Genomic DNA, 24,115 nt, shown 5'->3' with positions numbered 1-24,115 from the left:
CAATAGGATGGATCATTTTGGTTTTTTTATGAAGAACATTTTTTGAAAAATATCGAGATCTATCTACGGTTAGTTATAAGTGCTTTATTGGGGATGGTTATTGGCTGGGACCGCAGTGCAAAAAATAAACCTGCAGGATTAAAAACTTTAACCTATGTATCAGTTTCATGTACATTGATAACCATTGTTTCGATTTATAGTGCTGAGTTTTTTGGTAATTCTAATATGAATAATCGGATGGACCCTATGCGCCCTGCTGCCCAAATAGTTTCCGGACTTGGTTTTTTAGGTGCGGGTCTAATTTTAAAAAACGGATTACGTGTAAAAGGTTTAACATCCGCTGCTATGGTGTTTTTTGCAGGAGGTGTTGGGATCGGAATTGGAGCTGGATTTTACGGCATCGTTTTTGCTTCTGTCTTTATAACATTTATCTTAGCTAAAATCAGTCTTTGGATTGAAGAAAAACATAATGTACCTAAAGAAAAAAAACATGAAGCTTTTAGAAATATGGGATCATGAAAAGCCAGGCAGGAATACTTGGCTTTTTTTATTGAAAAAATCAATTGAACAAAAAAATAATTCGACAAGAATATACATATTTCTCCAATATCTAAATTATCTAAATAATCCTTATAATAGGTTGATTTTTATGAAATAGAGTAGTATTATTGTTTTTGCACAATAATAGTTTTTGGTTATTTTTTAGGAGGATTTTTTTTAATGCAAAACAAATTACCGTTTTCGAAATATTTTGTCATAGGTGTTATGTTGTTTGCCTTGTTTTTCGGGGCAGGGAACTTAATTTTTCCAGCCTCACTCGGGCAGCAGGCAGGTTCAAACATTTGGCCGGCTGTAGCAGGTTTCTTAGTAACAGGAATCGGCTTACCGTTTTTAGGAATATTAGCTATGGGGGTTTCCGGAAGCAGGAACTTACAGGAACTCGCCGGCAGAGTTCATCCGCTTTATGGGATTATCTTTACGGCACTACTATATTTGACAATTGGCCCGTTTTTTGCCGCACCAAGAACAGGAGCGGTTGCCTATGATATTGGTATTGCACCATTTGTTGGCGAAGGCTTTGGTCAAATCGGTTTATTCGTTTTCACCCTTATATTTTTTATCGTAACGATGTGGTTCTCTTTGAACCCTGCGAAGATTGTTGATAATGTTGGGAAAATTTTATCCCCAGCCATTATTGTATTGCTTTTAGTCTTATTAGTCATGGTTTTTGTTAAACCGATTGGTGCGATTGAAGCGCCGCAAGCATCTTATTCAAATGGGGCCTTCATCAAAGGATTCATGGAAGGGTATAACACAATGGACGCGCTTGCGTCACTGGTATTTGGAATTATTGTCATCAATGCCATTCGTTCAATGGGGGTAACCTCAGCACGTGGCATTCTATTTACTTCTGCAAAATCTGGAATCGTAGCAATACTGTTCTTAGGTATTATTTATGTAGGGATTGCTTATTTGGGAGCAACCACAACAGGAACATTTGGTCTATTTGATAATGGAGGTCCAGTCCTAGGAAAAGCAGCTTCTTATTATTTTGGCTCATTAGGAACAGTTATGTTATCCATAGTCATTATTCTAGCTTGTTTGACCACGAGTATTGGTCTAGTAACAGCATGTGGTGAGTATTTCCATACTTTATTTCCAAAAGTAAGCTATAAAAAATTTGTCTTGCTGTTTTCAACTGTATGTTTTATAATTGCAAATTTTGGTTTATCGAATATTATTAACTTCTCTATTCCGGTTTTAATGTTCTTATATCCACTAGCGGTTGCATTAATGATTTTGACATTTTTATCAAAATTGTTCAATCATTCACGATTTGTATATACTTCAGCAATTGTGGTCACCTTTTTAATTAGTATTATTGACGGCTTTAAAACATTCTGTCAGCTGTTTAAGATTGATTATTTTGGCTGGTTAGCAGCTGTTATTGATTTTTATGAGCGGGCTCTGCCGTTATATAATCAAGGACTTGGGTGGGTAATTCCTGTTTTAATTACTATTTTTATCACAGGCTTCATTGCACGGCTTGGAAACTTATCCGGAGCAGGGGCTAAGAACAAATCAGAAGGTACTGTCTAACTTTGTGAACATCTTCACCATAGTGGAGGTGTTTTTTTATGCTCTTATCAGCTTCTTCATAATTGGGAAAAATAATAAATAGAAGATTGATTCCGTCATTCACATAGAGCACATCAATTGAATTTCCCTTCCTTGGTTTACTATAATCAAGTTATTGTCATAAAAACGATCAGAAGAGGTGTGAGAAATAGCATGAAAATTGTTGCAATTGTTGGTAGTTTAAGAAAAGACTCCTATAACAAGCAGTTGGCCGCTACTATTCAAGAACGAAACATGATTAAATTTGATATGGAGATCCTTGATTTGAGTGTTCTGCCATTTTATAACCAAGATGAAGAAAACAATCCGTCTGAAGCTGTTATTGTTTTTAAGAAAAAAGTCAAAGAAGCTGATGGGGTAATTATCGTAACTCCTGAATATAACTGGTCGATCCCTGGTGTTTTAAAAAATGCACTCGACTGGCTATCCCGTGTGGATAAGGTGCTAATTGGCAAGCCGGTGATGACAGCCGGTGCAGCTACCGGATTAGCGGGTACACTTCGTGCTCAGCTGCATATTCGCCAAATCTTGACAGCGATGCAGGTTAAACTTTTACCGCCTGCTGGAAATGAAATTCTCGTGAGTCAAGCTGCTGCTAAATTTGCAGAAGGAAAGTTAGCTGACGAAGCAACGAATAAAACTGTGGATGAAATTGTAGACCGCTTCGTTCAATTTATTTCTGAATAAATTTTTAACTGCCCTTTTTGAATTGAAAGGGCAGTTTTTAAAAGAAGGAGGGTTTATTGCTTGGAGCTTAGACAACTAAGAGTTTTCATGGAGGTTGCAAAGTACAAAAGTATGACAAAGGCTGCCGAAAGCCTGCATATTTCACAGCCGGCCCTAAGTAAATCAATTATGACGTTAGAAGAAGAGCTTGGTATGAAGCTTCTTATTCGTACAAATAAGACAAGTGATGTCACAGATGCAGGGAAAGTTGTCCTTGAATATGCTCAGAAAATGAATGTACTTATGGACGAAATGAGTACAACCTTAAATGATATGACCAACTTGAAAAGGGGACAGATTAATATTGGACTTCCTCCAATTATCGGCAGTTTGTTTTTTCCGAAAGTAATGGCAAAGTTTCATCATGCATATCCAAATGTTGAATTGAATATTACCGAATACGGTGGAGCGAGAGTAGTGAAAAGTGTTGAGGAAGGGGAATTTGAACTTGGTGTAGCTGTTATGCCCATAGATGAACAGGAGTTTCAAGTTTACCCGATTGTGGAGGAGGAGATGAAACTATTAGTTTATAAAGATCATCCATTAGCGGACCGGAAACTTGTTGACTTAAAAGATCTAAAGGAAGAGGAATTTATTTTTTATCATGAAGAATTTGCTTTGAACAAAATTATGAAGAAACATTGTATAGCGGCGGGGTTTGAGCCCAAAATATTATTTAAAAGTTCGCAGTGGGATCTAATGACCGAAATGGTAGCGGCAAATTTAGGAGTAACGATTCTGCCTGATTCGATTTGTAATCGAGCCGCTAATTCTGATATTAAGATTATTAATTTGCAGCAGGAAATCATGTGGAGTTTAGCTGTCATTACGAAAAAAGAACGATATATTTCTAATGCCGGCCGGACATTTCTTGATTTTATTTTAAAAGATCCATTATAACTTTTAGTTATGGATCCTATTCTGAATATGTATTTTACGAATAGCAATAACCGAAGTAATATTACTCTATAGTTGAAATCAAGAAAGGATATTTGCGATGAAACTTGGAGTAATTATCTTACAGGTATTAATTATACATGTCTTTTTATTTTTAGGGGCGGCTATGAAAGCGGTCCTTCCTCTGCCAATTCCTGCATCGATGTTTGGTTTATGTCTGCTGTTCCTGGCACTTTATTTGAAAATCATAAAACTGGAATGGGTAGAAAAAGGGGCGAATTGGCTGATGGCGGAGCTGTTGCTTTTCTTTATTCCTTCAGCTGTCGGAATCGTCAATTATGATGAAATTATTAGCATTCAGGGAGCCGAAATTGTAATCTTGATTGGCATCAGCACGATAATTGTTGTCGGAATGACAGCTTTTATTGCTGAAAAAATGACAAAAGGAAAAGGAAGTGAACAGCCTTGATGATGATCCTGTTTACTGCTATTACGTATCTTGTCTACCGTTTTGCCAAAAAAGTTTATAGTAAATGGGGCCTACCGTTTTTTCATCCTTTATTAATCGTTCCCATTGTCTTAATCCTTATTATTTCGATTACCCATGTGTCAGCAAATCAATATCTAGAAGCTACTAAATGGCTTTCCCATATGTTAGGACCGGCTACTGTTGCCTTTGCGGTTCCTATTTATAGACACTTAACGACTATTAAAAAATATCTTGGTACCATTATTATTAGTATCACTTCTGGAACGCTGGTGGCGATATTCTCAACCTTTGGTTTATCAAAATTACTTCATTTGAAATATGATTTTGTCACTTCGATTCTGCCAAGGTCGATTACTACTCCGATTGCCATTGAAGTATCAAAAGAGATTGGCGGCCTGCCTGCATTAACAACCGTTTTCGTAATTTTAACGGGTGTAATTGGCGGTGTAGTAGGTCCAACGGTACTCAAATGGTTGTCCATTAGAACGCCAATTGCCAAGGGACTGGCATTAGGAATGGCTGCGCATGGGGCTGGTACGAATAAGGCATTGGATTATGGCGAACAGGCAGCGACATTTTCATCGTTGGCAATGATATTTGCGGCAATGATTACACTGATTTGGGGTGTCTTATTGATTCCACCGTTAATGCATTTTCATCATATTTTCTAAGTAAAACGCAAATAACCTGCGATCACTGCAGATTACTTGCGTTTTTATTTTTTGCCAAGGTTTTATAGAAGGAGTTTTGCTGGTTTTACTTTAGGGTGACTGGAGCAGAAACCAACTGGCAAAGAATTTTATTTTAAGTCGGAAAATGAAGGAAAATTCGTAACTTTCGGTGAAATTAATATATGATAAAAATTTTTAATAGGAGCTGATTGACATGTTTTCACCGTTAACACCACTGGATTGGAAACGCAGAGCGATAAAATATTATCCGCAAAAAACAGCTGTTATTGATGGAGAGAAGGAATTTACATATCAGGAATTTGGTCAGCGTGTTGACCGGCTTTCTGCTGCATTAAACCAAGCAGGTATTAGTCAAGGTGACCATGTTGCAGTGATGCTGCCAAATACACATTATATGCTGGAATGTTTTTATGGGATCAGCCAGCTGGGTGCTGTTACGGTTCCATTGAATTATCGGCTGTCTGCCAATGATCTAGAGTACATCATTCGCCATAGCGATGCGAAATTGTTAATTCTTGATGAAGAATTCAGCAAACCGATTGAAGAAATCGCAGACAATCTGTCTTTAGAGCAAATTGTAATTGTGCCAGTATCAGGCCATGCAACCACATTAAATGGTGTTTACTATGAGGACTTCCTTGAACATGCTGGGGACAGCTTTCCGGTGGTGGAAATTGATGAGAATCAGCTTCTTACATTAAATTATACAAGCGGGACGACATCAAAACCAAAAGGAGTCATGTTAACACATAGAAGCAACTATCTAAATGCAGCTAATTTCCTGTACCATTTGAATGTAAAACATGATGATGTCTATCTTCATACATTACCAATGTTCCATGCCAATGGCTGGGGCGGAGTATGGGCGATAACGGCAGCGGGCGCAACGCACGTTTGCTTACGAAAAGTGGATCCGCCGTTAATTCTTGAGTTGTTTGAACGTAAAAATATTTCATTGTTATGCGGGGCCCCGACCGTTGTAAATATGCTTGTTAATAACCCTAAAGCGAAGGAAATAAGCATCAAGACTAGCCCGCGCATGGCAACTGCCGGAGCGCCGCCAGCATCCGCGCTGATTCAGCGGGCGCAGGAAATACTTGGGTTAAATATGATTCATGTATACGGATTGACGGAAACATCACCTTTCATTTTATACTGTGAATGGAAAAATGAGTTTGATGGGAAATCGGCGGATGATCAAGCGACAATTAAAGCAAGACAAGGGATTGAGCTTGCCTTTAATGGTGAAACAAAGGTTGTCCATCAAGATGGACAAGAAGTCGCCTGGAACGGGAAGGAATTAGGGGAAATCGTAACTCGAGGCAATGTGGTCATGGCAGGATATTACAAGGACCCGGAAACAACGGCTGCCGCGATTAGGGACGGCTGGTTCCATACCGGTGACTTGGCAGTAACCTATCCGGATGGATACATTGAAATTCAAGACCGAGCAAAAGATTTGATTATATCCGGCGGTGAAAATATTTCTTCAACTGAGGTAGAAGGTGTGCTGTATAAGCATCCAGCTGTGTTGGAGACTGCGGTAATTGCGATTCCGGATGAAAAATGGGGCGAGGTGCCAAAAGCTATTATCGTACTTCAGCTTGGGGCCACGGCGACAGAAAAGGAAATCATCGAGTTTTGCCGTTCAAATATGGCACATTTCAAAGCACCGAAAGCAGTTGAGTTTGTCGAAGCCTTACCAAAAACTGCAACTGGTAAATTGCAAAAATACCGCTTAAGAGAGATGCATTGGAAAGGACCGAAAAAGGTGAATTAAAGAAGGGGGCAGTGATAATCCAATCACTGTCCTTCTTTATGTATTTTTCTTTCAAGTCTGTTACGGAAATAGTATGATATGTGTAGTCTAAAATCTAAAATATATTCCGGAGAGATAGATTATGGGTACAAAAAATATAGAAGAACTAAAATTAGAAGTAGCCAATTTAATTGGAGTGAATCAAGAATTACTTGAAGAGAATGTCTTGCCTGCTATAAACGTGAAGATGAAGGAGTTCTTGGATACCTTTGAAGCCTTTTTCAGAGAAAGAGGCTTTGTAGTCAGGAGAAAAAATGATTCCGTTAGAGTGTCATTCGATATTTTGCATTTTAGAGCCGTTTTTAATGAAAAAAGGGAAATTTTGATCACAAGAGGAAAAGACCAAATCGCCTTAATACCAGTTAAATTTCAGGGAGAAAGTGAGCTAAAATATAACTTTGAATCAGACTCTGCGTCTCAGCTTGTAACGGAAATTGGAAAACAACAAATGTTGTCGAACGACCTGAAAAATCCTGACGTATATTACACTGGCGGAGAAAGCGGACCACGCTTTGACGACCCTTTAACCATTTTAAATAGTATTTTTAATGGATTGGATAATGTATGATGAATAATTTTTGCAATATTTAGGGTCCCACAATGTTTGGATTGTGGTTCCTTTATAATTTTAACCGTTTTGGGGACAATAATGGAAATCAGTTGGTGGGAGGTGTTTACTATGGAAAATCAAAGACCGATTGAGTATACTGGAAAGGTTCTAGACCAAAGAAATACTCTCACAGGACCTGATGATGCCGGGAAAAGCGATTATCCAAAAAGACCAAAAAATGTAAAAATAAAAGAATCAAATAATAATGGTTAGTATGATGGCTGCCTTCTCGGCGGCTCTTTTTTGATTTTTTCTAAAAGCATTAAACTTTCATTCCTTATTCGAGATTGATACTATTGTTTTGTAAGACGCTTATGAAAGGACTAATGTTTAATGACAAATATTCATATACCTGTATCGGTATTAAATCTAGCGCCAATTCGTGAAGGGCAGGACGCTAAACAGGCAATAGATGCCATGGTGGACCTTGCGCAGGCAGTAGAAGACATGGGATATAAACGTTATTGGATTGCTGAGCATCATAATACTCCGACACTCGTCAGTTCAGCAACGTCCATTTTAATCAAACATACATTGGAACATACGAAGCAAATTCGGGTAGGTTCTGGCGGCGTGATGCTTCCGAATCATTCTCCATTAGTTGTAGCAGAACAATTCGGTACTATGGCCACGATCTATCCTGATCGAGTTGATTTAGGATTGGGCCGTGCTCCTGGAACCGATATGATGACTGCAAGTGCGTTAAGACGCTCAAAAAATGATCCTGTTTTTACCTTTCCGAGTGATGTTGAGGCACTTTTAACCTATTTAGGGCCAGAAGAGCAGCAAGGTTATGTAAGAGCATATCCTGGAGTCGGTACTAATATCCCGATTTATATTCTTGGTTCATCGACAGATTCTGCGTATTTGGCTGCGAGTTTAGGGCTTCCATATGTTTTTGCGTCACACTTCGCACCGCGTTTTATGGAAGAGGCCATTTCCATTTATAGAAGCCGGTTCCAGCCGTCGAAATATCTAGATAAACCGTACATGATGGTTTGTTTAAACGTCATTGCAGCTGAGACAGATAAAGAAGCGGAATTTTTATCGACAACGGCACAGCAATTTTTCTTAAATGTAGTTCGAAATTCCCGTATGCCATTACAGCCTCCGGTTGAAGATTTGGATAAAGTATGGAACGCAATGGAGAAGGAAGCAGCAGCGTCGATGTCAAGATTGACCTTTATTGGAAGCAAGGACACGGTTCGCGAGCAGCTGACCCGTTTTCAGGAAAAATATGATGTTAATGAGATCATGGTTGTTTCTTATATTTTCGAACCTCAAAAACAAAAACGGTCTTATGAAATATTCAAGGAAATAGTAGACGGCCGGGATTAATAAGTTCCGTAAAGGGTAAAGGACATCGATTTTAAAATATAATTATTGTTATAAAAAATTTTCATTTTTATCTTGATTCAAATGTAATTTGTGTTATAATTCAGATAAATTAATTAATTTTTTTCACTAGGGGATCCCTTGATAAGGGCTGAGAGCAGAGTAGTTACTTTGAAACCCTCAAAACCTGAACAGGTTCGTACCTGCGTAGGGAAGTGGCGTGTTATTTTTGGTATGAAAATTAACATGACAAACCCACTTTCCTGATGGAGAGTGGGTTTTTTTGTTGAAAAAGGGTGGGGATGCTTCTGGAAATTTTAGCAATCACTGACGATCAATATCATGTAAAAGAATTAGCTTCAAAGATTATGCAAATTCAAAACTATGTAGATTATATTCATATTCGCGAAAAATCGAAAACAGCTCGTGAACTGCTCACATTACTAGAGTTATTGCAAGAGAGCGGCGTTCCTAAAAGAAAAATCGTAGTCCATGACCGTTTAGATGTTGCGCTAGTGACAGGGATTGAGAATATCCACCTTCCTGGGCATGGACTGACTATTAATAGAGTAAGAGAAAAATTTCCGTTCATGAGGATTGGCTGCTCGGTTCATTCCTATGAGGAAGCTAGGAAGTCAGAACAAGATGGTGTCGACTACGTGATGTATGGCCATGTTTTTGAAACAAATTGTAAAGCGGGACTTGCACCAAGAGGATTAGAGGAACTTCACAAAATAAAAGAAAGGCTTTCTATTCCTGTATTTGCTATCGGAGGAATCACACCTGATAGGATGAATGAAATCAAGGTGGACGGCATTGCTGTAATGTCTGGCATCTTTTCGGCTGAAAATCCAGCGGAAGCTGCAAGGGACTATTCTGAAAAATGTAAGGAGATGACCACCCATGGAAAAATTCTATGATGTAGCAGTCATTGGCGGTGGGATTATTGGCTCTGCTATTGCTTATTATTTAGCCAAAGAAAAAATTTCGATAGCTGTATTTGATAGCGGGCAGATTAGCGGAAAAACAACGAGTGCGGCTGCCGGAATGCTTGGAGCCCATTCAGAGTGCGATGACCTTGAAGTCTTTTATCCTTTTGCAAGAAGAAGCCAGCAATCCTATTCAATCCTTGAGCAGGAATTAAAAGAGTTAACAGGGATTGATATAAGGAGAACACCTGGAGGAATCTATAAACTAGCATTTAATGAAACAGAGAAACAGGAGCTTGGACCATTATGCGGTTTAACAACAGTAGAATGGCAGGATAGCAGGTATATCAGGCAAACAGAATCAGCTATTTCCAACGATATTATTGGGGCTGCCTACATAGAGGATGATGTCCATGTTTTACCGCAAGCCGTTTCCCGCGGGTTTAGCCAAGGTGCTCAAATGTATGGTGCAGCGGTACACGAATATACACATGTATATGATATTCAAAAAAATGGAATCGGTTATATCCTCAAAACCCAGGCTGGTGAATTTGCGGTGCAGCAGGTTATTATCGCCAGCGGTGTTTGGAGCAATTCTTTTTTTCAACAATTGGGGTTAGAAAATCGAATTGTCCCTGTTAAGGGTGAATGTCTTTCTGTTTGGAAGGATGGGATCAGTCTTCAGCACACCTTGTTTCATGAGCATTGTTATATTGTACCGCGAAATGATGGCACACTCGTTATTGGGGCGACTATGGTGGAGAATGATTGGAGCGAACAGCCAACAATTGGCGGCATAGAGCAAATGATTTCGAAGGCCAAAACCATGCTGCCATCAGTTGGGGGCATGAAAGTAGCGTCATTCTGGGCTGGACTCAGACCACAAACTTTTGACGGCAGACCATTTATCGGCTTTCATCCTGAGGATAATGGGATTTTGTTTGCTGCGGGCCACTTCCGAAATGGCATCCTGCTGGCTCCAGCTACAGGGCAAATGATGAGAGATTTTGTTTTACAAAGAGAAGTAGATGAAAAGTGGGTGGAGGCCTTCAAAATTGATCGTAAAAACTATTGCTTGGTGTAAAGGAGAATAGAAGGGAAATGACCATTCAACTAAATGGACTGCACGTAGAGATTCCGGAAAATATCAGGAATGTAGATGATTTACTGAAACATTACCAGTTAGAAAATCGAATTGTAATTATCGAGCTGAACAATGAAATTGCTGATAAAAGCAAGTACACAGAGCTGCCAATCGCTGATGGTGACAAAGTAGAAATGATTCATTTTGTTGGAGGAGGATGAAATAATGTTGAAAATTGGAGATCAGTTGTTTAATTCGAGATTATTGCTAGGTACAGGGAAATATCCATCATTTGAGGTGCAGAAGGAGGCGGTCCGGGTATCAGAGTCAGAGATTTTAACCTTTGCGGTTCGCCGGATGAATATTTTCGAACCTACGCAGCCTAATTTCTTAGAACAATTAGATTTAAGCAAATATAAACTTTTGCCAAATACAGCCGGAGCAAAAACCGCAGAAGAAGCAGTCCGTATCGCTAAGCTTGCCAAAGCATCGGGCTTATGCGACATGATTAAGGTTGAAGTAATCGGCTGCAACAAGTCGTTATTGCCTGACCCTGTAGAAACGTTGAAAGCATCGGAAATGCTTTTAGAAGAAGGATTCATTGTCCTGCCATATACTTCGGATGATGTAGTGTTAGCGAGAAGACTGGAAGAATTGGGGGTTCATGCCATTATGCCGGGTGCATCGCCAATCGGGTCTGGTAAAGGGATTGTCAACCCGTTAAATCTTAAGTTTATTATTGAACAGTCATCTGTCCCCGTTATTGTCGACGCTGGCATTGGTTCGCCAAAGGATGCAGCGTATGCGATGGAGCTTGGAGCTGACGGTGTCTTATTAAACACAGCCGTTTCGGGAGCAAAGGATCCGGTGAAAATGGCCTTAGCAATGAAAATGGCTGTGGAAGCGGGGCGCCTTGGATTTGAAGCGGGGAGAATTGAAGAGAAGGAATATGCCGTTGCAAGCAGTCCGAAAGAAGGGATGGTGACTTCTTGAGCACCACACGCTATTCTAGACAAGAATTATTCCCGCCGATTGGTAAAGCCGGCCAGGAAAAGCTGAAAAATGCCCGAGTGCTCATTATCGGTGCTGGGGCACTTGGCACCTCAAGTGCTGAAATGCTCGTACGGGCAGGGGTTGGCCGCATCACGATGGTGGACCGGGATTATGTGGAATGGAGTAATCTGCAAAGACAACAGCTATATACCGAAAAGGATGTGCAGGATAAGCTTCCGAAAGCGATTGCTGCTGAAAAACGCCTAAGAGAGGTAAACAGTGAGGTTGTCATCGAAGGCATTGTGGCCGATGTAAATGGGATGAATATTGAAGAACTAGTGAAAAATCAACATGTAATCCTTGATGCCACCGATAATTTTGAAACGCGGCTGGTGGTGAATGACGCGGCTGTAAAGCATGAGATTCCTTTTATTTTTGGTGCCTGTGTTGCCAGCTATGGGATGACATTTCCAATGATTCCGGGGAAAACTCCTTGTCTTCATTGCTTAATTAACCATCTGCCGTCGCAAAATCAAACATGTGATACGGTCGGAGTCATTAGTCCGATTGTTCAGCTGGTAACCGCCTATCAGGTTACGTCGGCATTAAAAGTGTTAACCGGGAATGAGATTGTACCACGGCTGCAATCGTTTGATATTTGGAAAAGTGAAAAGGCGGAAATAGATGTTTGGCCATTGAAAAATAAGGATTGCCCGACGTGTGGAAGCAGTTCGACATTTCCTTTTTTGGCCTACGAAAATCAAACGAAAGCTGCTGTTTTGTGTGGCAGGAATACGGTCCAGCTGCGGCCAGGATTTGAGCGAACGATAACACTTGACCAGTTAGCAATTCGCTTAAAAGAACTCACGAGCGAATTTATCCAAAATCCTTATTTGCTATCCTGCACCTATGAGGAATTTCGCCTTGTATTTTTTAAAGATGGCCGGGCGCTAATCCATGGTACGAGTGAAATAGCCCAAGCTAAGGCTATTTATCATAGATTAATCGGATAATATTTTGCATTATTACTCTATTTAAAAAGCAGAAGATCCAAAGATTCCAAGGGTCTCCTGCTTTTTTACATTTTAAATATGTAAAATTAGATAGTTAACGTCTCCGGCTCTAATTCTTGAAGAAAGATGTCTTCATAAAAGAGCTCGTTTTTTCGGTAAACAAGAAAATATTGAATATCACAAACCAGTAAATCTTTATGAATGGGAACATAGGCTAGTTTTCCACGTTGGATTTCATTATTTAAAGAATGAGACGGAAGAAAAGAAACAGCGTTCTGGTTTTGAATTAAGTCATTCACTAGTTCGACTTGGTTAGTTGTAATCCACTTTTCACATTTTATATTGCGAAAAAATGTTTGGTCTTTCAAAAAAGATTTATAGAAAATTAAATATTGGTCCTCTAAATCCTCAAGGTTGTCTAAACATTTTTTCCTCGCAAGCGGGTGCTTGGCGGATACGATTAATCCATAATTTTCTTTATAGATGGGCTGAGATTCTAGCTGCTTGTTAATAATTGGCTCTGTGACAAAAGCCATATCAACGACACCTTCTAATAGTGATTTTGCGATTAAGGAGTGGTCCATAATAAGAAGATTAATATTTTTGTTGTGGACATTATTTAGCATATTTATTTTTCCATAAATATACGGATGTGTAAGGGCAATTGAGCTGCCTAATGTAATGAAGGTATCATTTACATTCTGATGTATCTCGCTCTTCGCGGTATTAATCGTTTCAATAACCTGTTCCGCATACGGAAGAAAAACCTTGCCTGCTCTTGTTAATTCCACACTTCGTTTGCCTTTTTTTCCTCTGACAAATAATTCTTGACCCAATTCCTCCTCCAAGCTGCTAATTCTATTAGAAATGGTTGGCTGCGGAACATATAGTCTTTTCGCTGCTTCCGTAAAATTCCCTGTATGACAAACGGTTAGAAAGGTTTCTAAATAAAGTAAGTTAATAATAACCATCCCTTTCAAAGTAAAAATTATTCAGAATATTGATAATTTGGTAATTTTATTATATCATTTGTTTAAAATATGTAAATACAAATTCACAAATAGTAAATGGATTTCATAAATTATGTAAAGGAGTGTTCAATTGTGAATGATATTTGCCGATTATTAAAAAGTTTAAAAGCAAAGAAAGACAATTTGTTTGCTATGGCTACGATTTGCCGTGTTGATGGCTCAGCTTATAGACGAGAAGGGGCTAAAATGTTAATTTGTGGGGATGGCAGTTACTACGGCACAATAAGTGCAGGTTGTTTAGAGCAGGATTTAATCTATCAGGCAGAGGATGTTATTAGTACTTTGGTCCCGAAAACGGTGCAATATGACCTAAGGTCCGTGGATGACCTTTCATGGGGACAAAGTGCCGGTTGTGATGGAAACATAGAAGTTTACGTTGAACCAATAGGCTGGAACCTTAACAAATTAAAAGAGGATTTACTATTATGGCCACATATTGATGAACAGCTGAATAAAGGGTTTACGGTAGTGTCAATAAAATGCTTGACACCAGAAGCAATGCACAATCCTGTGATTTTATCCTTCGATCACGAAATGATGGATGTAAAGTTTAACGACATTGATATTCCTCCTATTTTTACTCCCTTAGTTAATCAATTTCTACAGGAAAGGGTGAAGGTAAAATTCATTCGTTTGAATGAGCTGCAGGCTGATTTTCTCTTTGAATTATATGAACCAAAAGAGCAATTATTTGTATTTGGAGCGGGTCCAGATGCGGAGCCTCTAGTTGAATTAGCTTCACGAACAGATTTTTCGGTTGTAGTTATTGATCCGAGAGAGAGCCGCTGTAATGAAACTTATTTTCCGCAAGCTGATAAAAGAATTGTCGAGCATCCAGCCACTTTTTTTGCGAACAGAACTATTCCTGAAAATGTTTATGTACTTGTTATGACTCATAACTTTAATCGAGACCGAGAAATATTGCAGCATCTGCTGCAAAATCCTCCTAAGTACATAGGGGTTTTAGGACCAAAAAGACGGACGGAACGGTTAATAAACGATAAAGAGGCATTGTCACACATATACTCACCGATTGGATTGGATATTTTCGCGGAGGGACCTGAGGAGATTAGTATTAGTGTAGTAGCCCAGTTAATACAAATTAGGAACCAAACATTGAAACAACAGAGGATACAACGTGCAGTTGAATGCTGGAGCCATTAGTTTACACCTTAAAAGGGCGGTCTTTTTAACTAAAGATCAGCTCTTTTTTTATTTATTGGGATGTAATTTCTAATGTAAACAATATGAAAATACAAAAAACTTATTATTTCATAAGATTTAGGTATTTCACAATTATATATAATATATTTTATTATTTCTCTAACAGGTAGAAAATTCTGATAATTGGTTCCGTTTACTTTTTTAATAAAAACAGCCAATTAGTTGATAAAAAATAAGATAAAGGTGGTTTTCTAAATGAATGTAAAAGGTGAAGTAATTGTTGATGCAACTCAAGAAGAGGTTTGGAATGCGTTGAATGATCCTGAAGTACTTAAAAGTGCCACTCCCGGCTGCAAGGTGCTGACTGAGGTTGAAAAAGATTCATATAAAGCTGAAATTGCTCTAGGCATAGCAGCGGTTAGAGGAGAATATGAAGCTGAAATTAAAATTTTGGATAAGGTTGCGCCCAATCAATATCGATTAATCATGAAGGCTGACAGCAAAATGGGCTTTATTGAAGGGAATGCCGTTGTGGAACTTGATTTTAATGAGCCAAAAACAACGATCCGATATAACGGTGAAGCACAAGTGGGCGGTTTGATTGCAGGAGTAGGACAACGGATTTTATCAGGAATTGCGAAAATGATTGTTAAGGATTTCTTTAAGAAAATCGCTAAGGAAATTAGTACAAGAACTGCAATTTAAGTGGATATAGGGAAACAATTTTTCCAGGAAAGAGGGAATAACGTGAAACCAGCGGTATTTGACTATCATTCTCCAGCCGATCTTGAAGAGGCGTTAAGATTATTGGATGAATTTGGTTATGATGCAAAAATCATGTCGGGAGGTCAAAGTCTCATCCCAATGATGAATATGCGTTTAGCCCGACCTCAAGTCATCATCGATATTAATAACATTTCAGAGTTGAGTTATATTCAGGTAACTGATTCAGTTATTAAAATTGGCGGACTGACACGCCACTATCAAGTAGAAGAATCTAAGGAAATTGAGCGGGTTTGCCCGCTCTTGACAGAGGGGATGAAGTTAATTGGTCATTCCCAGATACGTTCCCGTGGAACCATCGGCGGCAGTATCGTCCATGCAGACCCAACAGCCGAACTGCCGGTGATGATGACATTGCTTGGAGCAGAATTTACACTAGCTTCGCCTGATGGGAAGCGGACGGTTACAACGGATGAGTTCTTTTTGACTTATTTGACGACAACTATTGATATGAATGAAATTTTAGTATCTATAGATATTCCGATTCCTTCGACGAGGACTGGTTATGCCATTGACGAGTTTACACTTCGTAAAGGTGATTTTGCCATCGTTTTAGCTGCTGCCTCGGTTACCTTGAGTGAAGATGGAACAATAGCGTCTGCTTCCCTTTGTTTAGGTGGAGTTGATGGTGTCCCTGTGCTGCTGGAGGAAGTAACAGAGGGAATGATTGGTCAAGTGCCAAGCACTGAGCTCATCGCGGAAAGCTGTGAACAAATTGCCGATTTAGTCGAACCAGAGCCTGATATTCATGCTAGCAGCGAATATCGAAAGGATTTATGTATCACATATGCGAAACGTGTACTTGAACGCGCAGCTGAAAGAGCCGCTCTTTTATAATAGGATTCTTTAACATTTTCAGGAGGTGGAAACACATGACGCAATCTAACTCAAAAGAAATCACTTTAACCGTAAATGGAAAGCAATATACAACTTCTGTTGAACCTCGAATGTTACTATCCGATGTTTTACGTGACGAACTCGGATTAACTGGAACACATGTAGGCTGTGAACATGGAATATGCGGGGCGTGTACGATTACGATGGATGGCCGGCCAGTGAGGTCCTGTTTAGTTTTTGGAGTACAGGCAAATCAAGCAGAAATTCGTACGGTAGAAGGATTGGCAGAACCTGATGGCAGTCTTCATCCATTGCAGGAAGCATTCTGGGAAAAACACGGCCTTCAGTGCGGCTTTTGTACACCAGGAGTCCTAATGTCTGCCTGTCATTTTTTAGAACAGAACCCTAATCCGAGCCGTGAGGAAATTAGGGAAGGGATCTCGGGTAATTTGTGCCGCTGTACGGGTTATCAAAATATTGTCGATGCCGTCGAGATGGCAGCAGAAATGCTCAATAAAAATAAAAAGAGTGAGGAAGAAACCAGTGATCTTGAAATCGTACACTCTGGAAGGAAAGTGGAAGTATGACTATCGGCTCCAGTGTGAAACGAATCGAGGACCCAAGGCTCATAACGGGGCAAGGACAATATGTCGGTGATATTAAGCTGCCTGGTCAATGTGAGGCTGTCATTGTCCGCAGCCCGCATGCACACGCCAATATTCTGCAGATCAATACTGAGAAAGCGAAAAATCTTCCGGGTGTATGTTTCGTTATGACTGGAGAGGATCTTCCGACAGATCTTGACCCTATTCCAATGCGTTTGGCACCAAACGAGGCACTAACGAAAGCATTGCAGTACCCGTTGGCGAAAGGTAAAGTCCGTTATGTGGGGGAACCAGTGGCACTTGTCATAGCATCTTCAAGATACATTGCAGAAGATGCTGCGGATTTAATCGACATTGCCTACGAACCTTTAACTCCAATTACAGATGTACATAAATCCATACTGCCTGAAACGAGTTTATTGCATCCCGAAATTGGAAGCAACGATCTGTTTATCATTCATTCCAAGAAGGGAAATGTCGATGAATTAGTAGAAAAGTGCCCTTACGTACTTGAAGAAGATTTATATGTCCAGAGGCACTCGGGTATTCCAATGGAGACAAGAGGACTGCTCGCAACCATAGAAGAAAACGGGCGGCTTACCGTTTATGGACCTACAAAGGTAGTCCATTTTAATATTCAGATCCTTGCTAAGCTATTGAAAAAGAATATTAAAGATATTCATTTTATTGAAACAGATGTCGGCGGCGGTTTTGGACCGAGGGGTGAATTTTATCCTGAAGACTATTTGATTCCCTATGCAGCCTTAAAGCTGGGCCGCCCAGTCAAGTGGATTGAAGACCGGCTTGAACATATGAAAGCGACAAACCATTCTCGTGAACAAAAACACCATGTAGTAGTTGGTTTTGATGAAACAGGGAAAATCCATGCGTTAAAAGATGAGATTTTTGTCGACACAGGCGCTTATATTCGAACACACGGAGTAACGGTCCCTGTGTTAACCCAAGGGATGTTTGCCGGCCCATATGATTTCGAGGCACTTGAATTTATAACCCATGTCGTTGCAACCAATAAAACCCCTACCGGCACCTATCGCGGCCCCGGCCGATTTGAAGGAACGTTCGTCCGCGAGCGAGTGATTGATATGGTTGCAAAGAAGTTAAACATGGACCCGACAATCGTAAGGGAAAGAAATTTAATTCAACCTGAACAAATGCCGTATTCAAACGGTATTTCTGCTCTTGGCCAGGTAGTCGAGTATGACAGCGGGGATTATCCACAGATCCTAGAAAGAGCGCGTTTGGCAATGAAGTGGGAAGAATTTGCCGATAAAAAGCTGCAAGCTCGGCGAGATGGAAAAATAATCGGTTTGGGCTTTGCGATGTTTGTTGAGAAATCAGGGTTAGGGCCGTGGGAATTCTGTGAAGTGGAATTTGCTGAAAACGGCCGTCTTATCTGTAAAACAGGTTTGGCTGATATCGGCCAGGGTGTTGAAACAGCCTTGGCACAAATTTGCGCAGAGCAATTAGGGATTCCATATTCTAATGTCACTGTGCTCCATGGGGATACGGATGAAATTGAAAAAGGGAATGGCTCCTTTGCCACCCGAGGGACTGTCGTCGGCGGCTCTGCTGCTTGGTATGCAGCAGAAGCTCTAAAGCAAAAACTACTTTCATTTTCTTCAGAACTACATGGGTTTACGAAGGATGAGTTAGATATCAAGGATGAATGGATTATTCAGGTTTCTGGTGGTCAGAAAATCTGTCCTTTGGCACAAATTATCGTTGAATGCCAAAAACAAGGGATAGAGCTTCGGGAAAAATATACATTTTCGATTGATCATATGTCCTATCCATACGGAATCCATGCAGCCGAGGTGGCGGTCGATTCCGAAACGGGCAAGGTGAAAATTGAAAAGTATTATATTGCCTATGACGTAGGTCGGGCGATTAATCCGATGCTCGTACACGGTCAGCTTGTCGGAGGCATGGCCCAAGGATTGGGCGGTGCGATATACGAAGAGTTGAAATACGATGAAACCGGTCAGCTTATTACGGGTTCCTTTATGGATTATTTGCTCCCTAGTTCAATGGAAGTACCGGAAATCGATATCGAGATTTTAGAAAATTCACCATCCCCTTTGAATCCACTTGGTGTAAAAGGAGCCGGTGAAGGTGGAACAGTCGCGGTAGCCCCAGCTGTTGCGAATGCGATTGTCAATGCATTGGATCAATATCCTATTCACATAACTTCTTTGCCTATTCGGCCTGAACAGATAAGAGATGCGATTAAAAAAGGCATTGTTACAAACGAGGTGGAGCCATTATGAACTACATCGGGAAAGAAATAAAACGGAAAATTGATCCCCGTTTAATAAGGGGAGATGGGCGTTATATTGCTGACTTAAATATCCCAGGAACATTAAGTGCGGCTTTTCTTAGAAGTCCCCATGCCCATGCCCGGATTAAGGAGATCAATTTAGAGCAAGCACGGAAGCTGTCTGGGGTAACAGCAGTGTTTGGCCCTGGAGATGGAAAGGATTTTCCTTTCCTGCCAGTCCTTTTCCCGCATCCAAAACTCGTACCAGTTACACAGCGCCCTTTGGATTTTATTGTTCATCATGTAGGGGAACCAGTTGCAATGGTCATTGCGGAGAATCGTTATATTGCAGAGGATGCGCTTGATTTAATTACAGTTGAATATGAACAGCTGCCGGCAGTTGCTCATCTTGACGACGCTATTAAAGAGGACGCCCCCCTTGCCCATCAACAGTTAGAGTCTAATATTGCGGCCCATTTCCAGCAATCTATTGGAGATGCAAAGGAAGCAATGAAAGATGCACCGATTGTGGTAAATCATCGCTTTAAAATTGGCCGCGTCAGCTGTCTGCCAATTGAAACGAGAGGATTGTTGGCAAAATGGGACTTTAAAGGACCTGAGCCGGAGCTTGAGGTATATGCTGCCACTCAGAGTCAGCATGAAATGCGATCCATACTGTCCAAATTATTAAAGACACCGGAACACAATATTAGGGTTGCAGCGCCTGATGTGGGCGGTGCGTTTGGCGCAAAAGCAATCTTCTATGTGGAAGATTTCCTTGTTGTCTGGGCAGCAAAGCAGGTAAAAGCACCAGTCCGCTGGATTGAGGACCGGATGGAGCATATGATGAGCTGTATTCATGAAAGGGAGCAATATCATGAAGCTACCCTAGGTGTATCCGAGGACGGAAAAATTATTGCGGTCATTGATAAAATGCTTGCGAATAATGGGGCATATGTTCCATGGGGTATTATTGTGCCAATCATGACTTCGACACTAATTCCGGGACCATATAAAGTACCGAATTATTTTTGCGATGCTAAAGTCCTCTATACGAACACGGTGCCGATGGCTCCATTCCGCGGAGCTGGCCGTCCGCAGGCAGCATTAATTTTAAATAGGCTGCTTGATCAGGCGGCTGCAAAACTGAATATAGATCCAGTAGAGATTCGCCGGAGAAACCTTATTCAGGAGAATGAGTTTCCATATCGAACAGGGCTGCTTTCAAGGGATGGAAGCCCACAAATTTATGACAGCGGTGACTATCCAAAAGTATTGGATGAGGCTGTTAAACTGTCAGACTATTATGAATGGCGAAAGAAGCAGAAAGAATATCGCCAAAATGGCAAATATATCGGTATTGGTGTTGCGACAGCCATTGAAAATACAGGTTTTGGTTCGTTTGAAGGGGCTACTGTAAGGATTGAAGAGACCGGTGAAATTACCGTTCTTACGAGTGCTGCCACACAAGGGCAGGGTCATGAGACAACATTTGCTCAAATTGCTGCAGAAGTTTTTGATATGCCAATCGAAAAAGTAACCGTTCGTGAAGGGGATACGAAACTCATCACATATGGTACAGGTACATTTGCCAGCCGGATGGGGGTTATTGTAGGAACTTCCGTTTTCAAAGCAGCAGAAAAAATAAAGGAAAAGGCTTTACAAATAGCCGGAGAAAAATTCAATGTAAAACGTGAAGAGTTACAAGTAAAAAACGGTTATGTATTTAAAACAGATGAACCAGCAATACGAATTTCTTTAGGGGAACTGGCACATGAAGCCAAAGGGATTTTTCCAGGGACAACATATCCATATAATGTGCAGCCAGGACTTGAGGTCACAGAATATTTTGCACCTAAAGCAGCTTCTATAACAGGGATGACAGATATTGCTGTTGTGGAAGTGGATCCAGATTCCTGCGCAATTAAAGTCCTTGAATATACGTCAATCCATGATAATGGAAAGCTTCTGAATCCTTTGGTTGTTAAGGGCCAGGTTCATGGGGGTATTTCTAACGGGATTGGGAACGCGCTGTATGAAGAGATTGTGTACGACAATCAAGGTCAGCTGCTAACCAGTACTTTAATGGATTATCTGGTTCCATCATCCTGCGAGGTTCCGGAAATGAAGATTGGCCATGTGGAGACACCGTCCCCATTAAATCCATTAGGGGCAAAAGGCGCAGGTGAAAGTGGAACCATTCCAGTTCCAGCTGTTATTCAATCTGCCGTAGAAGATGCCTTACGTGCATGGAATATAAAAGTAGAAAATATCCCGGTTAAACCAGCACATCTTAAAGATCTTATGCGAAAGGCAAAAGAGCCAGCGGAAATAATTTTGTAATGAATATGGAGACGCTACCCAATACCTTTTCGGGGAATGGAATTGGGTCAAATTTAATAAGAAAAAAGGTGGGATCGTAATGGAGATTAGAAGAAATGTCCTGAATTCGGATGTATGTATCGTCGGAGCAGGACCAGCTGGAATGTTATTAGGTCTCCTATTGGCCAAACAGGGATTAGAAATAATTGTCCTGGAACAAAATCAAGATTTTCATAGAGAGTATCGTGGTGAAATTACTCAGCCTCGTTTTGTGCAGCTGATGAAACAATTGAATTTACTTGATTTTATTGAATCTCTAGACCATGTCAAAATTCCAGAAGTAACAGTTTTTCATGACCATAAGGCAATTATGAACCTTAAATTTAATACCCTCATTGATGAAGAAAGTTATTGTGCGAGACTGACCCAGCCAACACTTCTTGCTGCCTTGCTTGATAAAGCAAAGCAATTTCCGAATTTTAAATTATTATTCAATACAAAGGTGAAGGACCTGTTAAAAGACGGGGAAAAAGTGGTTGGTGTTGAGGCGCAGGTTAAGCACGGGGACCAAATTAACTTTGACAATCCTGTCAATGAAGGTGAATGGATCATCAATACCCGTGTTACGGTGGGTGTTGACGGAAGAAATTCAACGATTGAAAAATTAGGTGATTTCGAGCTGGATCTTGAATATCACGACAATGACCTGCTCTGGTTCTCCTTTGAGAAGCCTGAAAATTGGGACTATAATATTTATCATTTCTATTTTCAAAAAAACTATAACTATTTATTCTTACCGAAGCTTGGCGGATATATTCAGTGCGGAATATCTTTGACAAAAGGCGAGTATCAGAAAATCAAGAAGGAAGGCATAGAAGCATTCAAGGGGAAAATCCTTGAAGATATGCCGATTCTTGCAGACTATTTTGAGCAAGTAAACGACTTCAAATCCTTTGTATTGCTGCTGTGCAGAATGCGCTATGTCAGGGAATGGGCAAAAGACGGACTTCTCTTGATTGGGGATGCGGCCCATTGTGTAACCCCTTGGGGAGCAGTGGGAAGTACGTTGGCAATGGGAACAGCCGTCATAACGGCAGATGTTCTTTACAAAGGCTTTAAGAATAATGATTTATCACTTGGAACACTGAAACAAGTCCAAAGAAGACGCCACGAAGAGGTGAAATTGATTCAAAATCTTCAATTAACATTGGAGAAGTTTTTAACAAGACAGCCAATTAAGAAAGAATTAGCACCGCTAATGTTTGGTGTTGCAACTAAATTACCGGACGTGACACAGGTTTATAAGGATTTATTTACGAGAGAAAAACCACTGGATATTGATGAGGCATTTATTTTTCAAGATGAGAAAGCGGGTAGTAATAGTCCCGAACATAGCATAGCTTAAAGTGCCGTGAGGTTAGATTACTAGATGGCAGCATAGAGGAACCTCCAAGTAATCTAACACTCTCGTATAAAAGGAGTGGTAAGGAATGTTTATTACAAAACATGATGATGGATATTTATATATTGTCAATCAATACGATCATTCAATCCAGGCCGGTGAAGTGGCGAGGCATTGGGGAAATGAGCAATTTAACACCCCGGACTTTTTTGAATCACTCTGCCTGGCAGTTGAGAAACACGACATCGGCTGGGTGGAGTCTGATGAAAAAGTGCTATTTAATGAAGAAACACGTCAGCCAGTTCCATTCTTAAGTGTTAACCTTTTACAGCATGTTGACTTTTATGGCAGGGGCTATGAAAAGGTAAAAGAAGAAGACCCATATGCAGGGCTTTTGGTTGGGATGCATTGGATGGGCTTATATACAAGCCGCTTCGGCTATGACCCTTCCTTTACGTTTAAAATTCCTGCGGAGTTAGCGCCTAAAATTGATGAAACGATTATCAACATGCAAAAGGAATGGGTCGAATTAAAGATGGACTTGTGGAAAAAATCAGGTCCAAGAAACAACTTTGAAAATAATCTGTGGATGAACTATGAGATCGTTCAATTTATGGATCGTTTATCGCAATATGTATCGATGCATAAGCCAGAAACGACCAATAAATTAGTGATGGGACCGGTTCGTGAAACGCTAGAAAGCAAAGGAAGGATGATTACAGTTCAGGGACAGGGCAACGGAACTGTTGTGGTTGAACCATTTCCTTTTGCCGGTGAAGTCGAAACGACGGTTGTGCTGCGTAAAATTCCTGATATCGAATACGACTCTCATGATGATGTCTATAGGGCGATGGAAAAAGCAGAGTATGAACGCATTACGTGGAAATTTGTACCGCCAGCTGATGAAAATCGCTTAAACCCAGCAGCAGAGGAAGGCGTTACATCACCATAATTTTAAAAAAGAAA

At 40.4% G+C, this 24,115-nt stretch carries 24 protein-coding genes and 1 riboswitch; of the genes, 23 read left to right on the top strand and 1 reads right to left on the bottom strand.

The window, feature by feature from the left end:
• The first annotated feature begins 42 nt into the window (after positions 1 to 42).
• The 15 genes from IE222_RS14065 (at position 43) to IE222_RS13995 (ending at position 12,727) form a co-directional block, all read left to right on the top strand.
• A complete protein-coding gene (locus tag IE222_RS14065) occupies positions 43 to 519 on the top strand; it encodes an MgtC/SapB family protein (RefSeq protein ID WP_223282702.1) in 477 nt (158 codons plus the stop codon).
• A gap of 201 nt (positions 520 to 720) precedes the next feature.
• Complete coding sequence (gene brnQ / locus IE222_RS14060) at positions 721 to 2,100, top strand: branched-chain amino acid transport system II carrier protein (RefSeq protein ID WP_191273871.1); 1,380 nt, start codon at positions 721 to 723, stop codon at positions 2,098 to 2,100.
• A 192-nt stretch (positions 2,101 to 2,292) separates the two neighbouring features.
• A complete protein-coding gene (locus IE222_RS14055; protein ID WP_191273869.1) occupies positions 2,293 to 2,826 on the top strand; it encodes an NADPH-dependent FMN reductase in 534 nt (177 codons plus the stop codon).
• A 60-nt stretch (positions 2,827 to 2,886) separates the two neighbouring features.
• Complete coding sequence (locus IE222_RS14050; RefSeq protein WP_191273867.1) at positions 2,887 to 3,765, top strand: LysR family transcriptional regulator; 879 nt, start codon at positions 2,887 to 2,889, stop codon at positions 3,763 to 3,765.
• 97 nt (positions 3,766 to 3,862) lie between these two features.
• The gene (locus IE222_RS14045) at positions 3,863 to 4,231 is read left to right on the top strand and encodes a CidA/LrgA family protein (protein ID WP_191273865.1); all 369 of its coding nucleotides are present in this window, start codon (positions 3,863 to 3,865) and stop codon (positions 4,229 to 4,231) included.
• Positions 4,231 to 4,923, top strand: a complete 693-nt coding sequence (locus IE222_RS14040) for an LrgB family protein (RefSeq protein WP_223282714.1) — start codon at positions 4,231 to 4,233, stop codon at positions 4,921 to 4,923. Before IE222_RS14045 ends, IE222_RS14040 begins: the two co-directional genes overlap by 1 nt.
• A gap of 214 nt (positions 4,924 to 5,137) precedes the next feature.
• Positions 5,138 to 6,724, top strand: coding sequence for a long-chain-fatty-acid--CoA ligase (locus tag IE222_RS14035; RefSeq protein ID WP_191273861.1), 1,587 nt, complete (start codon positions 5,138 to 5,140; stop codon positions 6,722 to 6,724).
• A gap of 121 nt (positions 6,725 to 6,845) precedes the next feature.
• Positions 6,846 to 7,331, top strand: a complete 486-nt coding sequence (locus IE222_RS14030) for a hypothetical protein (protein WP_191273860.1) — start codon at positions 6,846 to 6,848, stop codon at positions 7,329 to 7,331.
• 111 nt (positions 7,332 to 7,442) lie between these two features.
• Complete coding sequence (locus tag IE222_RS14025; RefSeq protein ID WP_191273858.1) at positions 7,443 to 7,586, top strand: hypothetical protein; 144 nt, start codon at positions 7,443 to 7,445, stop codon at positions 7,584 to 7,586.
• A 120-nt stretch (positions 7,587 to 7,706) separates the two neighbouring features.
• Positions 7,707 to 8,711 (top strand): LLM class flavin-dependent oxidoreductase, encoded by a 1,005-nt coding sequence (locus IE222_RS14020; protein WP_191273856.1) that lies wholly within the window; start codon positions 7,707 to 7,709, stop codon positions 8,709 to 8,711.
• Positions 8,712 to 8,829: 118 nt separating this feature from the next.
• Positions 8,830 to 8,939: riboswitch (TPP riboswitch) on the top strand.
• Positions 8,940 to 9,016: 77 nt separating this feature from the next.
• The gene (gene tenI, locus IE222_RS14015) at positions 9,017 to 9,628 is read left to right on the top strand and encodes a thiazole tautomerase TenI (protein WP_191273993.1); all 612 of its coding nucleotides are present in this window, start codon (positions 9,017 to 9,019) and stop codon (positions 9,626 to 9,628) included.
• Positions 9,612 to 10,721 (top strand): glycine oxidase ThiO, encoded by a 1,110-nt coding sequence (gene thiO / locus IE222_RS14010; protein ID WP_191273854.1) that lies wholly within the window; start codon positions 9,612 to 9,614, stop codon positions 10,719 to 10,721. The genes tenI and thiO overlap by 17 nt, the downstream gene beginning before the upstream one ends.
• Positions 10,722 to 10,738: 17 nt before the next feature.
• A complete protein-coding gene (thiS, locus tag IE222_RS14005) occupies positions 10,739 to 10,942 on the top strand; it encodes a sulfur carrier protein ThiS (protein WP_191273852.1) in 204 nt (67 codons plus the stop codon).
• 4 nt (positions 10,943 to 10,946) lie between these two features.
• Positions 10,947 to 11,714 (top strand): thiazole synthase, encoded by a 768-nt coding sequence (locus IE222_RS14000; RefSeq protein ID WP_191273850.1) that lies wholly within the window; start codon positions 10,947 to 10,949, stop codon positions 11,712 to 11,714.
• Positions 11,711 to 12,727, top strand: coding sequence for a ThiF family adenylyltransferase (locus IE222_RS13995; RefSeq protein WP_191273848.1), 1,017 nt, complete (start codon positions 11,711 to 11,713; stop codon positions 12,725 to 12,727). The genes IE222_RS14000 and IE222_RS13995 overlap by 4 nt, the downstream gene beginning before the upstream one ends.
• A gap of 86 nt (positions 12,728 to 12,813) precedes the next feature.
• Here IE222_RS13995 and IE222_RS13990 read toward each other — a convergent pair whose 3' ends face one another.
• Complete coding sequence (locus IE222_RS13990; protein ID WP_191273846.1) at positions 12,814 to 13,698, bottom strand: LysR family transcriptional regulator; 885 nt, start codon at positions 13,696 to 13,698, stop codon at positions 12,814 to 12,816.
• Positions 13,699 to 13,830: 132 nt separating this feature from the next.
• Between IE222_RS13990 and IE222_RS13985 the strand changes: the two genes are divergently transcribed.
• The 8 genes from IE222_RS13985 to IE222_RS13950 all read left to right on the top strand — a co-directional run bounded on the left by IE222_RS13985 (position 13,831) and on the right by IE222_RS13950 (position 24,101).
• Entirely contained in the window at positions 13,831 to 14,922 is a 1,092-nt protein-coding gene (locus tag IE222_RS13985; RefSeq protein ID WP_191273844.1) for an XdhC family protein, read from the top strand.
• Between the two features lie 255 nt (positions 14,923 to 15,177).
• Positions 15,178 to 15,627: an SRPBCC family protein gene (locus tag IE222_RS13980; protein WP_191273842.1), complete on the top strand. Its 450-nt coding sequence runs from the start codon at positions 15,178 to 15,180 to the stop codon at positions 15,625 to 15,627.
• A 42-nt stretch (positions 15,628 to 15,669) separates the two neighbouring features.
• The gene (locus IE222_RS13975; RefSeq protein ID WP_191273840.1) at positions 15,670 to 16,542 is read left to right on the top strand and encodes an FAD binding domain-containing protein; all 873 of its coding nucleotides are present in this window, start codon (positions 15,670 to 15,672) and stop codon (positions 16,540 to 16,542) included.
• A gap of 35 nt (positions 16,543 to 16,577) precedes the next feature.
• Positions 16,578 to 17,129, top strand: coding sequence for a (2Fe-2S)-binding protein (locus IE222_RS13970; protein ID WP_191273838.1), 552 nt, complete (start codon positions 16,578 to 16,580; stop codon positions 17,127 to 17,129).
• On the top strand, positions 17,126 to 19,435 hold the full coding sequence (locus tag IE222_RS13965) for a xanthine dehydrogenase family protein molybdopterin-binding subunit (RefSeq protein WP_191273836.1): 2,310 nt from the start codon (positions 17,126 to 17,128) through the stop codon (positions 19,433 to 19,435). The genes IE222_RS13970 and IE222_RS13965 overlap by 4 nt, the downstream gene beginning before the upstream one ends.
• Positions 19,432 to 21,768: a xanthine dehydrogenase family protein molybdopterin-binding subunit gene (locus IE222_RS13960; protein WP_191273834.1), complete on the top strand. Its 2,337-nt coding sequence runs from the start codon at positions 19,432 to 19,434 to the stop codon at positions 21,766 to 21,768. The genes IE222_RS13965 and IE222_RS13960 overlap by 4 nt, the downstream gene beginning before the upstream one ends.
• A 79-nt stretch (positions 21,769 to 21,847) precedes the next feature.
• A complete protein-coding gene (locus IE222_RS13955) occupies positions 21,848 to 23,152 on the top strand; it encodes an FAD-dependent monooxygenase (RefSeq protein WP_191273832.1) in 1,305 nt (434 codons plus the stop codon).
• A gap of 85 nt (positions 23,153 to 23,237) precedes the next feature.
• The gene (locus IE222_RS13950) at positions 23,238 to 24,101 is read left to right on the top strand and encodes a DUF3891 family protein (RefSeq protein ID WP_191273830.1); all 864 of its coding nucleotides are present in this window, start codon (positions 23,238 to 23,240) and stop codon (positions 24,099 to 24,101) included.
• Positions 24,102 to 24,115: the final 14 nt, after the last annotated feature.

This window comes from Neobacillus kokaensis, assembly GCF_014656545.1.
GTDB lineage: Bacteria > Bacillota > Bacilli > Bacillales > Cytobacillaceae > Neobacillus > Neobacillus kokaensis.
Note: the sequence above shows the minus strand (reverse complement) of the source record. Positions and strands in the feature narration are given on the sequence as shown.

Coding starts and splice junctions, on each gene's coding strand:
- brnQ (WP_191273871.1), top strand. CDS start 721: ATGCAAAACAAATTACCGTTTTCGAAATATTTTGTCATAGGTGTTATG.
- IE222_RS14055 (WP_191273869.1), top strand. CDS start 2,293: ATGAAAATTGTTGCAATTGTTGGTAGTTTAAGAAAAGACTCCTATAAC.
- IE222_RS14045 (WP_191273865.1), top strand. CDS start 3,863: ATGAAACTTGGAGTAATTATCTTACAGGTATTAATTATACATGTCTTT.
- IE222_RS14040 (WP_223282714.1), top strand. CDS start 4,231: ATGATGATCCTGTTTACTGCTATTACGTATCTTGTCTACCGTTTTGCC.
- IE222_RS14035 (WP_191273861.1), top strand. CDS start 5,138: ATGTTTTCACCGTTAACACCACTGGATTGGAAACGCAGAGCGATAAAA.
- IE222_RS14030 (WP_191273860.1), top strand. CDS start 6,846: ATGGGTACAAAAAATATAGAAGAACTAAAATTAGAAGTAGCCAATTTA.
- IE222_RS14025 (WP_191273858.1), top strand. CDS start 7,443: ATGGAAAATCAAAGACCGATTGAGTATACTGGAAAGGTTCTAGACCAA.
- IE222_RS14020 (WP_191273856.1), top strand. CDS start 7,707: ATGACAAATATTCATATACCTGTATCGGTATTAAATCTAGCGCCAATT.
- thiO (WP_191273854.1), top strand. CDS start 9,612: ATGGAAAAATTCTATGATGTAGCAGTCATTGGCGGTGGGATTATTGGC.
- thiS (WP_191273852.1), top strand. CDS start 10,739: ATGACCATTCAACTAAATGGACTGCACGTAGAGATTCCGGAAAATATC.
- IE222_RS14000 (WP_191273850.1), top strand. CDS start 10,947: ATGTTGAAAATTGGAGATCAGTTGTTTAATTCGAGATTATTGCTAGGT.
- IE222_RS13990 (WP_191273846.1), bottom strand. CDS start 13,698: ATGGTTATTATTAACTTACTTTATTTAGAAACCTTTCTAACCGTTTGT.
- IE222_RS13980 (WP_191273842.1), top strand. CDS start 15,178: ATGAATGTAAAAGGTGAAGTAATTGTTGATGCAACTCAAGAAGAGGTT.
- IE222_RS13970 (WP_191273838.1), top strand. CDS start 16,578: ATGACGCAATCTAACTCAAAAGAAATCACTTTAACCGTAAATGGAAAG.
- IE222_RS13965 (WP_191273836.1), top strand. CDS start 17,126: ATGACTATCGGCTCCAGTGTGAAACGAATCGAGGACCCAAGGCTCATA.
- IE222_RS13960 (WP_191273834.1), top strand. CDS start 19,432: ATGAACTACATCGGGAAAGAAATAAAACGGAAAATTGATCCCCGTTTA.
- IE222_RS13955 (WP_191273832.1), top strand. CDS start 21,848: ATGGAGATTAGAAGAAATGTCCTGAATTCGGATGTATGTATCGTCGGA.
- IE222_RS13950 (WP_191273830.1), top strand. CDS start 23,238: ATGTTTATTACAAAACATGATGATGGATATTTATATATTGTCAATCAA.